Origin of the sequence: Streptomyces sp. XY431 (genome assembly GCF_001279805.1) — a bacterium.
Lineage (GTDB): Bacteria > Actinomycetota > Actinomycetes > Streptomycetales > Streptomycetaceae > Kitasatospora > Kitasatospora purpeofusca.
Genome location: NZ_LGDO01000032.1, coordinates 15,703 through 27,767, shown reverse-complemented (window position 1 = coordinate 27,767; position 12,065 = coordinate 15,703). Strand labels below are relative to the sequence as shown.

Below are 12,065 nucleotides of genomic sequence, written 5' to 3'. Positions count from 1 at the left end.
GATGGTACTGCAGGGGGGACCCTGTGGGAGAGTAGGACGCCGCCGAACAATCATTGTGAAGAACCCCCGTCGGGAAACCGGCGGGGGTTCTTTGCGTTGACCGTTGACGTATCGTCAGGGTATGGACGATCGAACGGCAACAACGGGCGACGCGACCACGGTCCTCGCCTCCGACGTACTGCGGCCGGCCCAGCGGGACGCGGCCCTGCGGGTCCTGGCGGAGGCCCAGGCCGTGGACGGCCGGGCGGCCGTGTCCGAGCAGGGACGGCTCCGCCTGCGCTCCCCGGAGACGGCCCGGCCCGGAGTGACCCACTTCCTCGCGCTCGCCGGTCCGGACGGGGACGCGGCGGGCGTCGTCGGCTACGGCCAGCTGGAGGTGCCCGACAGTGGGGCCAACCCGGCCGCCGAGCTCCTGGTCGCCCCGACCGATCGGGGACGGGGCTTCGGCCGTCCGCTGGTGGACGCCGTGCTGGCCGAGGCGGGGAAGGCCGGCCGGGGCCATGTCGACTTCTGGGTGCACGGCGGCCACCCGGCGGCCCGGCACCTGGCCGGTGCGTACGGCGCCGAGCTGGTCCGCGAACTGCGGCAGATGCGCCGGACCGGGCCGCAGACCGAGGAGGCACCGCTCCCGGCCGGGATCGAGCTGCGGACCTTCCGCCCCGGCGAGGACGACGCCGAGTGGCTGCGGCTGAACGCGCTCGCCTTCGCCCACCACCCGGAGCAGGGCGCCTGGACCGGGGCGGACCTCGCCGACCGGCTGGCCGAGCCCTGGTTCGACCCGGCCGGCTTCTTCCTCGCCACCCGGGACGGCAAGCCGGTCGGCTTCCACTGGACGAAGGTGCACCCGGCCACCGCCACCGAGCCCGAGCTCGGCGAGGTGTACGTGGTCGGCGTCGATCCGGCGGAGCAGGGCAGCGGCCTGGGCCGGGCGCTGACCGCGGCGGGCCTGCGTCATCTGACCGGTCGCGCCGCCGGCGAGCGCGGGCTGGACACCGTACTGCTGTACGTCGACGCGGACAATCCGGCGGCGGTGCGGGTGTACGAGCGGCTGGGGTTCACCGTCCACGAAATCGACCTGATGTACCGCGCCGGGGTCGGGTCGGCCGGGGCCGTTCCGCCGCCCATTTCCGCGTAACGGAGAGTGACGATCGGAAAAGGGCGCCCCGGCGGCGCCTAGCGGAGAGAACGACGCCGCGGCAACGGTTGTGCACCCGGTGCCGCGGCACTGACCGCCTCAGCTTTCCTCCTGGCCATGCGGTGTTTACCGTGGATTCAATTAATGCCGCGAAGATCACAGGATGAAGTCCGTAGTGTCTCGCTCGTGCAGCGTCGGCCAACACGTGGCCGGTCCTGTGGCGACCGCGCCGGGTGGGTGGGCGTGGGCGACGGGCGAGGGCGACGGCTCGAAGAGCATTTCGTGTCCGGACGCCGTCCTGCTGGAGGAGCTGGAGCCCATGAGCATCCCCCGCCCCGTCCCTGCCCCGCCCTCCCCGCCCGCGCGGATGTCCAGCGCGCTGGGGATACCGCCGGAGCCGACCGTCACCGACGAGCAGGACGCCGAGGAACTGCCGCAGGGCCGGTTCCTGGACCGTGAGCGCAGCTGGCTCGCGTTCAACGAGCGGGTCCTGGAGCTCGCGGAGGACCCGGGGATCCCGCTGCTGGAGCGCACCAAGTTCCTGGCGATCTTTGCGAGCAACCTCGACGAGTTCTTCATGGTCAGGGTGGCCGGCCTCAAGCGCAGGATCGCCACCGGCGTGGCCCAGCGCAGTGCCTCGGGCCTTCAGCCGCGCGAGGTGCTGGACCTCATCTGGACCCGGTCGCGCGAGCTGATGGCCCGCCATGCCGCCGCGTTCCAGCAGGAGGTGCTGCCGGACCTCGCGGCCGAGGGCATCGAGGTGGTCCGCTGGTCGGAGCTGGCCGAGAAGGAGCAGGCGCGGCTGCACTCGCTGTTCCGGCAGAAGATCTTCCCGGTGCTCACCCCGTTGGCGGTGGACCCGGCGCACCCCTTCCCCTACATATCGGGGCTCTCCCTCAACCTGGCCGTGGTCGTGCGCAACCCGGTGTCCGGGCACAAGCACTTCGCCCGGGTGAAGGTGCCGCAGTCGCTCGCACGCTTCCTGGAGGCCTCCCCGCAGCGGTACGTGCCGCTGGAGGACGTCATGGGGGCGCATCTGGAGGAGCTCTTCCCGGGGATGGAGGTGCTCGCCCACCACGCCTTCCGGGTCACTCGCAACGAGGACCTGGAGGTGGAGGAGGACGACACCGAGAACATCCTGAAGGCCCTGGAGAAGGAGCTGATGCGGCGGCGCTTCGGCCCGCCGGTGCGGCTGGAGGTCGAGGAGTCGATCGACCCCTACATCCTGGACCTGCTGGTGCGGGAGCTGAACATCACCGAGGCGGAGGTCTTCCCGCTGCCCGGCCCGCTCGACCTGACCGGGCTGTTCGGCATCGCCGGGCTGGACCGGCCGGAGCTGAGCTACCCGAAGTTCGTGGCGGGCACCGCGCGCGGCCTGAGCGATGTCGAGTCGGCCTCGCAGCCGGACATCTTCGCCGCGATGCGCGAGCGGGACGTGCTGCTGCACCACCCGTTCGACAGCTTCTCCACCTCGGTGCAGGCCTTCCTGGAGCAGGCCGCCGCCGACCCGGACGTGCTGGCGATCAAGCAGACGCTGTACCGGACCTCCGGGGACTCGCCGATCGTCGACGCGCTGATCGACGCGGCGGAGTCCGGCAAGCAGGTGCTGGTCCTGGTCGAGATCAAGGCTCGCTTCGACGAGCAGGCCAACATCAAGTGGGCCCGCAAGCTGGAGGAGGCCGGCTGCCACGTGGTCTACGGCCTGGTCGGGCTGAAGACGCACTGCAAGCTGTCGCTGGTGGTCCGGCAGGAGGGTGACACCCTGCGCCGCTACTCGCACGTCGGCACCGGCAACTACCACCCGAAGACCGCCCGGCTCTACGAGGACCTCGGTCTGCTGACCTCGGACCCGCAGGTCGGCGCGGACCTCTCGGACCTCTTCAACCGGCTCTCGGGCTATTCGCGCCGCGAGTCCTACCGCCGGCTGCTGACCGCGCCGCGCGGGCTGCGGGACGGTCTGGTGGGGCGGATCCACAACGAGATCGCCAACCACCGGGCCGGGCGTCCGGCGCACGTGAAGCTCAAGGTCAACTCGATCGTCGACGAGGCCGTGATCGACGCGCTGTACCGGGCCTCGCAGGCCGGGGTGCCGGTGGACGTGTGGGTGCGCGGCATCTGCGCGATCCGGCCCGGGGTGCCGGGGCTGAGCGAGAACGTCCGGGTGCGCAGCATCCTGGGGCGGTTCCTGGAGCACTCGCGGGTCTTCGTGTTCGGCAACAACGGCGATCCGGAGGTGTGGATCGGCAGCGCCGACATGATGCACCGCAATCTGGACCGCCGGATCGAGGCGCTGCTGCGGATCACCGACCCGGCGCACCGGGCCGAGCTGTCGGGGCTGCTCGACCTCGGGATGTCGGACGAGACGGAGTCCTGGCACCTCGGTGCGGACGGGTCCTGGACCCGGCACGCCCAGGACGCCGACGGCAAGCAGCTGCGGCACGTCCAGGACCTCCTCATCGACTCGCGTCAGCGCCGTCGGGCCGTCGCGGCCAGATGAGTGCCGGTCGCCGCCACGGCCCCGCTGACGCCGGATGTGACGACGTGAGCCGCGACACCGCGCGGCGTGCCCGGGCCGGACCGAACGGTGCGGGCCACGCCGCCGGGGGACACGACGGCACGAGATTCGACGACGCGACCGCGCGACCCACCGACGCGAGCCGCTGAGCGGCAGGGACCCGCTGAGCGGTCGGCCACCAGCCCCGGGGACGGCCCCGGGGGAACGGGGATCTACCTAGCCATGACCGAAGCGCCGATGACGGCCCAGGCGGCCTCCACCGCGACCGCCGGGGACATCCTCTCCAGCCATCTCACCGGCCTGGCGGGTGCGTTCCTGCGCGCCCTGCCGCTGGCGGTGGGCGAGGTCGGCGCGAGACCGGGTGCGGCGGCCGTCCCGGCCGCGGGCACGGGGGACCTGCTGCGGGCGGTGCGGCGGATCGGCGGGCTGCTGCACACCTTCGGCGGGTCCTTCGAGCCGGGCTGGGTGCAGGAGTCGCGTGCCGAGCTGTCCTGGCTGCTGAACCTGCTGGCCCTGGAGCCGGGCCTGGTGCGGCGGGCGGCCCGGCTGCTGGGCGCACTGGACGGGCTGAGCGGCAGCGAGGCGGAGGGGCCCGGCATGCTGGCCGGTCACGCGGGGGCGCCCAAGGCGCGGGCGCTGCTGGACCGGCAGCTCACGCTGGCCCGGACCAGGGCGCACTCGACGGTGCTGCAGGAGCTGCGGTCGGCGCGGCTGCACGCCCTGGCGGACCGGATGACGCTGCTGGTGGCGGACGCGCCGCTGGCGAAGGCGGCCGAGGGCCGGGCCGGGGCGGTGCTGATGCCGCAGGCGGCGGCGGCGTTCGGGGCGCTGGCGGCGAGCAGCCAGTTGCTGCCGTTGCAGCGGGCGGCGACGCCGTACGGCGGGGACGGGCTGCGTCGGCTGGGGTCGGTGCCCAGTGCGCGGGGCGCGCTGGACGCGGACGCGGCGCTGGCCGCGGACGACGCGCCGTGGCACCGGACCCGGGTGCTGGTGAAGCGTGCCCGGTACGCGCTGGAGGTGTGCGGTCGGCCGTCGGCGGTGCTGGACGACCTGGACCAGGTGCTGCTGCGGCACCAGGAGGCCTCGGAGGCGGCGGTGACGGCGGCGACCGCGGCGCGCACGCCGCGGATCACCCCGGCGACGGCGTACGTGCTGGGCGTGGTGCACGCCGATCAGCGGCTGGAGGTGGAGGCGGCGCGGTACGCCTTCGGCCGGCGCTGGCCGGAGCTGCCGCCGGGGGCGGAGGCGTGGTTGGAGCTGCCGCCGGCCGAGGGCTGGGGGTCGGCGCCGGAATCGCGGACGGCCTGAGGTGGGCGGGCGGCCGGTGCCGGCGGACCGGTGGCCGGTCGGCCGTGGGCCGGTGGTGCTGGCGGCGGGGGCGGTGCTCTGGCTGCCGGGGCGGCCGAAGCGGAGCGGGCGGCTGGGCCGGCCGCGGCTGGCGGTGATCCACCGGCCGAAGTACGACGACTGGAGCCTGCCGAAGGGGAAGCTGGACCCGGGCGAGAGCGTGGTCGAGGCGGCGTTGCGCGAGGTCCGGGAGGAGACAGGCTTCTCCTGCCTGCTGGGGGCGGAGCTGCCGACCCAGCACTATCTGGCGCAGGGCCGGCCGAAGGAGGTCCGGTACTGGGCGGCGGTGCCGACGGAAGGCGCGTTCCGGCCGAACCGGGAGGTGGACCTGCTGGAGTGGCTGCCGGCCGGTAAGGCGCGGGCGCGGCTGACCCATGAGCGGGACCGGCGGCTGGTGGACGCGCTGCTGGCGTTGCTGGGTGCGAGGCCGGTGCGGGTGCGGGGCCGGGAGTCGTGAAGGAAGCGTGGAAGTGATCTTCCCGCGCTCTTGCCGTGACGCAACCGTTACTACCTGACGTAGTTTCCTGTCATCCGTCCGAGGTTCACTCTGCGTTCACTTCCGACCGGCTGACGCGTCACCTGCCCGGCCTACTTTCGGTATCACCGGCGGGCCGAAGGGGCCCCGGACCTCAGCAAAACCCGTGCTGCGTCGTGCTGGCCACGACCCGCGCGTCGGGCAATGCCACAGAAAGGGACACCTGTGAAGCTCCAGCGGAACGGCCGCTCCAAGGCCCTCGCGATCGGTGCCATGGCGCTCGTCAGCTCGCTGTCGCTCGCGGCCTGCGGCTCGGACGATAACACCACCGCCGGCGGCTCCAGCGGCTCCTCGGCCGCTGCCCCGGCGATCGACTGCGGCCCGAAGCAGGCCCCCCTGGTGGCCGCCGGCTCCACCGCCCAGGGCAACGCGATCGACATCCTGAAGAACAACTTCGGCGCGGCCTGCAAGGACACCACCATCAACTACGGTGGCGGCGGCTCGGGCGCCGGTGTCCAGCAGTTCAACCAGGGCAAGATCCAGTTCGCCGGCTCGGACTCGGCGCTGAAGCCGGCCGAGGTCGACGCCAGCAAGGTCGTCTGCACCGGTGGCCAGGGCATCAACCTGCCGGTCGTCGCGGGCCTGATCTCGATCGTCTACAACGTCGAGGGTGTCGACAACCTCGTCCTGGACGGCCCGACGATCGCGAAGATCTTCGACTCGCAGATCACCAAGTGGAACGACCAGGCCATCGTCGCCCTGAACCCGGGTGCCAAGCTGCCGGACGCCGACATCCAGGCCTTCCACCGCACCGACGACTCGGGCACCACCGAGAACCTGACCAAGTACTTCGCCAAGACCTCGGCCGGTGCCTGGTCCTACCCGGCCAGCAAGGCGTGGGCGGGCAAGGGCGGCCAGGGCGCCAGCGGCTCGGCCGGTGTCTCGGCCCAGGTGAAGCAGGTCAAGAACTCGGTCAGCTACGCCGAGCTGTCCTTCGCCCAGACCAACAACCTGAAGAGCGCCTCGATCAACACCGGTGCCGCCAAGCCGGTCGAGGCCACCGCGGTCAACGCCGCCAACACCTTCGCCAAGGCGCAGATCGCCGGCACCGGCAGCGACCTGGCGCTGACCCTCGACTACGCGACCAAGGACGAGGGCTCCTACCCGCTGGTCCTGGTCACCTACGAGATCGTCTGCGACAAGGGCAACAAGGCCGACACGCTGGACGCCCTGAAGGCCTTCCTCGGCTACTCCATCAGCGACGCCGGCCAGAAGGCGATCGGCGACGCGGGCTACGTGCCGCTGCCGAAGGAGCTGACCGGCAAGGTCACCGCCGCGGTCAAGGCCCTCGCCTGATCCAGTAGCACCCTCCGCTGGGGCGGCCCCGTGAACGAGGGGGGCCGGGGCCGTCCCCAGCGGAACGTACCGACGAACGCACCACGTCCGGGGCACCGCCGCCATGGTGCCGCCCCCTCGGGGCCGCACCACCAGACCGGAGTAGACCAATGACTTCAAACACCCCTGCCGCCCCGCCCGGCGGGGAGCGCCGCCGGCGCGACAGCCGGGTCGGCGACAAGATCTTCATGAACCTGTCCCGCGGGTCGGGCATCCTGCTGCTGGTGGTCATGGCCGCCATCGCGGGCTTCCTGACCTGGCGCTCGGGCATCGCCCTGAGCAAGAACGAGGGCAACTTCTTCACCACCTTCGAGTGGACGCCGGACGCCCCGAAGCCGGTCTTCGGCATCGCCGTCCTGGTGTTCGGCACCATCGTCAGCGCGACGATCGCGATGGTGATCGCGGTGCCGGTGGCGATCGGGATCGCGCTGTTCATCTCCCACTACGCGCCGCGCAGGATCGCCCAGCCGTTCGCCTACCTGGTGGACCTGCTGGCGGCCGTGCCCAGCATCATCTACGGCCTGTGGGGCGCGCTCTTCCTGGTGCCGCACCTGGAGGGCCTGACCAGCTGGATGGACGACTACCTCGGCTGGACGTACATCTTCGACCAGTCCCGGGCGACCACCCCGCGCAACCTGTTCACCGTCGGCATCCTGCTGGCGATCATGGTCCTCCCGATCATCACCGCGGTCAGCCGTGAGATCTTCCGGCAGGTGCCGCGGATGCACGAGGAGGCCGCGCTCGCGCTCGGCGCGACCCGCTGGGAGATGATCCGCACCGCGGTGCTGCCCTTCGGCCGCCCCGGCATCATCTCGGCCTCGATGCTCGGCCTCGGCCGCGCGCTCGGCGAGACCATCGCGGTCGCCATCGTGCTCTCCTCCAGCAGCGTCCTCTCGCTGCACGTGCTCGACCCGGGCGGCGGCACCTTCGCGCAGAACATCGCGCTGAAGTTCAGCGAGGCCCAGCCCTTCGGCCGGGACGCGCTGATGGCCTCCGGTCTCGTCCTGTTCGTCATCACCTTGCTGGTGAACGGTGCCGCGCGGCTGATCGTCGCCCGCCGCAAGGAGTACTCGGGGGCCAACTCATGAGCACGGCAACGACGTCGGTCCCGGCGGACGCCCGCCCGTTGGGCCGGCCGCTGACCGCGAACCGGCTGCCCAAGTGGGCCCCGGCCGCCGTGGCAGCCGGCTCCGTCGCCCTCGGCTGCGGCATCGGCGCGGTCGGCGGCCTGGAGAGCAAGCTCCAGTGGGGCCTGATCTCCGCGATCCTCTTCGTGGTCGTCAGCTACGTGCTCTCGGCGCAGGTCGAGGGCCGCCGCCAGGCCAAGGACCGGCTCGCCACCTCGGTGGTCTGGGTCGCCTTCATCCTGGCCGTGATCCCGCTGCTGGCCCTGACCTTCTACACCGTCCAGCAGGGCGCCAAGGTGGTGGACGGGAACTTCCTGTCCCACTCCATGCGCGGCGTGCGGGCCTCCGGCCCCGGCGGTGGTATCTACCACGCGCTGATCGGCACCCTGCAGCAGGTCCTCCTCGCCAGCCTGATGGCCGCGCCCATCGGCCTGCTGACCGCCGTCTACCTGGTCGAGTACGGCCGGGGCAAGCTGGCCAAGGCGGTCACCTTCTTCGTCGACGTCATGACGGGTGTCCCGTCGATCGTCGCCGGTCTGTTCATCCTGTCCGTCTGGAACCTCGCCCTCGGCTTCAACTACTCCGGCTTCTCGGGCAGCCTCGCGCTGGCCATCCTGATGCTGCCGGTCGTGGTCCGTTCCACCGAGGAGATGCTCAAGCTCGTCCCGAACGAGCTGCGCGAGGCGTCGTACGCGCTCGGCGTGCCGAAGTGGAAGACGATTCTCCGGATCGTCATCCCCACCGCCATCGGCGGCATCACCACCGGTGTGATGCTCGCGGTCGCCCGCATCACGGGTGAGACCGCACCGGTGATGCTGCTGGTCTTCGGCGCGGACTACATCAACAACAACCCGTTCGACGGGCCGCAGCAGTCGCTGCCGATGTACATCTGGATGCAGTACTCCCAGGTGAACAACCAGTACGGCTACGCCCGTGCCTGGGGAGCCGCGCTCGTGCTGATCGCCTTCGTGATGGGGCTCAACCTCATCGCCCGGGGCATCGCCCGCTGGCGTTCGCCCAAGGCCGGGCACTGAGCGACCGACTGACGTACGACACTGCATCTATCAGCGGCCCCCGGCCGCGGGCGAAAGAAGACGAACGACCATGGCCAAGCGCATCGACGTCAGCGGACTGTCCGCCTACTACGGCTCCACCAAGGCCATCGAGGACATCTCGATGGCGATCGAACCCCGCTCGGTGACGGCCTTCATCGGCCCCTCCGGCTGCGGCAAGTCCACCTTCCTGCGAACCCTCAACCGGATGCACGAGGTGATCCCGGGCGCCCGTGTCGAGGGCAAGGTGCTCCTGGACGACGAGAACCTGTACGGCACCAGCGTCGACCCGGTCGCCGTCCGCCGCTCGGTCGGCATGGTCTTCCAGCGCCCGAACCCGTTCCCGACCATGTCGATCTACGACAACGTGATCGCCGGCCTCAAGCTCTCGGGTGTCCGCAAGAAGTCCGTACTGGACGACAAGGTCGAGAAGTCCCTCCAGGGCGCCAACCTCTGGAACGAGGTCAAGGACCGGCTGAACAAGCCGGGCGCCGGCCTCTCCGGCGGTCAGCAGCAGCGCCTCTGCATCGCCCGCGCCATCGCGGTCGAGCCGCAGGTCCTGCTGATGGACGAGCCGTGCTCGGCCCTCGACCCGATCTCGACCCTCGCCATCGAGGACCTGATCGGCGAGCTGAAGACCCAGTTCACCATCGTCATCGTGACCCACAACATGCAGCAGGCGGCCCGCGTCAGCGACCGCACCGCCTTCTTCAACCTGGCCGGCGTCGGCCAGCCGGGCAAGCTGATCGAGCTCGACGACACCCAGCGGATCTTCTCCAACCCGTCCGTGCAGGCGACCGAGGACTACATCTCCGGCCGCTTCGGCTAAACCGCCGGACCGCGCGGGCAGCGCGACACAGGCTGCTTCGCGGTGCTGCATGGCGGTGCCGCCGCGAAGCATGAAAAGGGCCCGCCCCCCGAGAACCGGGGGGCGGGCCCTGTCGTGTCCGTGCCCGTTGTCCGTTTCCGTGTCCGGGCGGGCAGTCCGGTCAGCCCCAGAACAGGTGGACGAACCAGTACACCAGCGCCGCGACCAGGGCGGCCGCCGGCATGGTGATGAACCAGCCGAGCACGATGTTCTTGGCGACGCCCCAGCGCACCGCGCGGATCCGCTTGGTGGCACCCGCGCCCATGATCGCCGAGGTGATCACATGGGTGGTGGAGATCGGCGCCTTGAAGACGAACGAGGTGATGTACATGACGGTCGAGGCGGTGGCCTCGGCGGCGAAGCCCTGCGGCGGGTCGAGCTCGATGATCTTCCGGCCCAGGGTCCGCATGATCCGCCAGCCGCCGGCGTAGGTGCCGAGCGAGAGCATGGTCGCGCAGGAGATCTTCACCCACACCGGGATCGGGTCGTCCTGGCCCTGGTGGCCCGAGATCACCAGGGCCATCACCACGATGCCCATGGTCTTCTGCGCGTCCTGCAGACCGTGCGCGAGCGCCATCGCGGCGGCCGAGGCGGTCTGCGCGACCCGGAAGTTGCGCTTGGCCCGGTGCGGGTTGGCCCGGCGGAACAGCCAGAGGATCGCCAGCATCACCAGGAAGCCGCCGACCAGGCCGACCACCGGGGAGACGATCATCGGGATGATGATCTTGTCGATGACGCCGCTCCAGATCACCTCGGTGCCGCCGGCCAGGGCCGCGCCGACCATGCCGCCGAACAGCGCGTGCGAGGAGGAGGAGGGCAGGCCGAAGTACCAGGTGACGAGGTTCCAGGCGATCGCTCCGACCAGCGCGGCGAACAGGATCGCCATCCCCTGGTTGCCGGTCGGGGTCTCGATGATGCCCTGGGAGACGGTGTGCGCCACCCCGCTGCCCAGGAAGGCGCCGGCCAGGTTCATCACCGCGGCCATCGCCAGCGCCGCCCTGGGCGTCAGCGCCCGGGTGGAGACCGAGGTCGCGATCGCGTTGGCCGAGTCGTGGAAGCCGTTGGTGTAGGTGAAGAAGAACGCAACGCCGACGACGGCGATGAGTGCTGCCATGTCCACGGGGGTCAGGACTCCTTGACCGCGATGGTCTCCACCGTGTTGGCGACGTGCTCGAAGGCGTCCGCGGCCTGTTCGAGGACGTCCACGACCTGCTTGAGCTTGAGCACCTCGATCGCCTCGTACTGGCCGGAGAAGAGGTGGGCGAGCAGCTTGCGGTGGATCTGGTCGGCCTGGTTCTCCAGCCGGTTGACCTCGATCCAGTACTCGGTCAGGTTGGACATGCTCCGCAGGTTCGGCATCGCCTCGGCGGTCAGCTCGGCGGCGCGGGCCAGGACCTCGATCTGCTGCTCGATGCCCTTCGGCAGGGTCTGGATGTCATAGAGGACGACCAGGTCGACGGCCTCCTCCATGAAGTCCATGATGTCGTCCAGCGACGAGGCGAGGTTGTAGATGTCCTCGCGGTCGAAGGGCGTGATGAAGGACGAGTTCAGCTGGTGGAAGATCGCATGGGTGGTGTCGTCTCCGGCGTGCTCGGCGGCGCGCATGCGCTCGACGATCTCCGCGCGGGCCGACACGTCTGATCCCAGCAGTTCCAGCAGGAGCTTCGAGCCCACGACCAGGTTCTCCGCGGCGGCGGCGAACATGTCGTAGAAACTCGTCTCCTTCGGGGTCAGGCTAAAACGCACGGAAATCTCCGATGTGCGGGGTAGGGGACTGAACGATGCTAGGCGCAACCGCGCGTGGGCGCGCAAACGGGGTGGCCGAAAAGGAGCCGGAACCTCCCCTTCCGTTCGGCTGCCGCAGCGGTGGGTCCGATGCACCACAGGTACGGGCGTGAGCCCCCAGTCTGACGGAACCTCGCCCGGATTGCCCCTGCTGTGCGGGCGGAACGACGGGGTGTTCCCCGGACGGGGGAACCCGGGGCCGACCGGGGCCTGACGCGGCCGCTCCCGGGCCCGCTGCTGCCCGTCGTCGACCCGTGACCGGCCCGTCGCCGGCCCGCTGGGGGCCCGCTGGGGGCCGACGGCGTCGGAGGAACACCACGACGGGCCCGGGTGTTGGACACTGGAGGCCGACGCAGCCACCCAGGC

The 12,065-nt window shown here is 70.9% G+C and carries 10 protein-coding genes; 8 read left to right on the top strand and 2 right to left on the bottom strand.

The features are described 5' to 3' along the window. Window positions 1–121: 121 nt before the first annotated feature. From mshD to pstB, 8 genes are all read left to right on the top strand, one after another. A complete protein-coding gene (gene mshD, locus ADK60_RS05560; protein ID WP_053643705.1) occupies window positions 122–1,135 on the top strand; it encodes a mycothiol synthase in 1,014 nt (337 codons plus the stop codon). Between the two features lie 319 nt (window positions 1,136–1,454). After that, window positions 1,455–3,632 (top strand): RNA degradosome polyphosphate kinase, encoded by a 2,178-nt coding sequence (locus ADK60_RS05555; protein WP_053643703.1) that lies wholly within the window; start codon window positions 1,455–1,457, stop codon window positions 3,630–3,632. Window positions 3,633–3,872: 240 nt separating this feature from the next. Beyond that, window positions 3,873–4,958: a CHAD domain-containing protein gene (locus ADK60_RS05550; protein ID WP_053643701.1), complete on the top strand. Its 1,086-nt coding sequence runs from the start codon at window positions 3,873–3,875 to the stop codon at window positions 4,956–4,958. A 16-nt stretch (window positions 4,959–4,974) separates the two neighbouring features. After that, window positions 4,975–5,454: an NUDIX hydrolase gene (locus ADK60_RS05545; RefSeq protein ID WP_079008077.1), complete on the top strand. Its 480-nt coding sequence runs from the start codon at window positions 4,975–4,977 to the stop codon at window positions 5,452–5,454. Between the two features lie 243 nt (window positions 5,455–5,697). Then, window positions 5,698–6,828 (top strand): phosphate ABC transporter substrate-binding protein PstS, encoded by a 1,131-nt coding sequence (gene pstS / locus ADK60_RS05540; protein ID WP_053643699.1) that lies wholly within the window; start codon window positions 5,698–5,700, stop codon window positions 6,826–6,828. A 149-nt stretch (window positions 6,829–6,977) separates the two neighbouring features. Continuing rightward, window positions 6,978–7,955: a phosphate ABC transporter permease subunit PstC gene (gene pstC / locus ADK60_RS05535; protein WP_045941220.1), complete on the top strand. Its 978-nt coding sequence runs from the start codon at window positions 6,978–6,980 to the stop codon at window positions 7,953–7,955. Next, window positions 7,952–9,028: a phosphate ABC transporter permease PstA gene (gene pstA, locus ADK60_RS05530; RefSeq protein WP_053643697.1), complete on the top strand. Its 1,077-nt coding sequence runs from the start codon at window positions 7,952–7,954 to the stop codon at window positions 9,026–9,028. The genes pstC and pstA overlap by 4 nt, the downstream gene beginning before the upstream one ends. 70 nt (window positions 9,029–9,098) lie before the next feature. Continuing rightward, window positions 9,099–9,875, top strand: a complete 777-nt coding sequence (pstB, locus tag ADK60_RS05525; RefSeq protein ID WP_030397520.1) for a phosphate ABC transporter ATP-binding protein PstB — start codon at window positions 9,099–9,101, stop codon at window positions 9,873–9,875. Between the two features lie 160 nt (window positions 9,876–10,035). On the opposite strand, the gene ADK60_RS05520 is transcribed toward pstB, so the two are convergent. Together ADK60_RS05520 and ADK60_RS05515 are read right to left on the bottom strand one after the other, a co-directional pair. After that, entirely contained in the window at window positions 10,036–11,034 is a 999-nt protein-coding gene (locus ADK60_RS05520; protein ID WP_053643695.1) for an inorganic phosphate transporter, read from the bottom strand. 5 nt (window positions 11,035–11,039) lie between these two features. Beyond that, window positions 11,040–11,660: a DUF47 domain-containing protein gene (locus ADK60_RS05515; protein ID WP_030312623.1), complete on the bottom strand. Its 621-nt coding sequence runs from the start codon at window positions 11,658–11,660 to the stop codon at window positions 11,040–11,042. Window positions 11,661–12,065: the final 405 nt, after the last annotated feature.

Coding starts and splice junctions, on each gene's coding strand:
- mshD (WP_053643705.1), top strand. CDS start 122: ATGGACGATCGAACGGCAACAACGGGCGACGCGACCACGGTCCTCGCC.
- ADK60_RS05555 (WP_053643703.1), top strand. CDS start 1,455: ATGAGCATCCCCCGCCCCGTCCCTGCCCCGCCCTCCCCGCCCGCGCGG.
- ADK60_RS05550 (WP_053643701.1), top strand. CDS start 3,873: ATGACCGAAGCGCCGATGACGGCCCAGGCGGCCTCCACCGCGACCGCC.
- pstC (WP_045941220.1), top strand. CDS start 6,978: ATGACTTCAAACACCCCTGCCGCCCCGCCCGGCGGGGAGCGCCGCCGG.
- pstA (WP_053643697.1), top strand. CDS start 7,952: ATGAGCACGGCAACGACGTCGGTCCCGGCGGACGCCCGCCCGTTGGGC.
- pstB (WP_030397520.1), top strand. CDS start 9,099: ATGGCCAAGCGCATCGACGTCAGCGGACTGTCCGCCTACTACGGCTCC.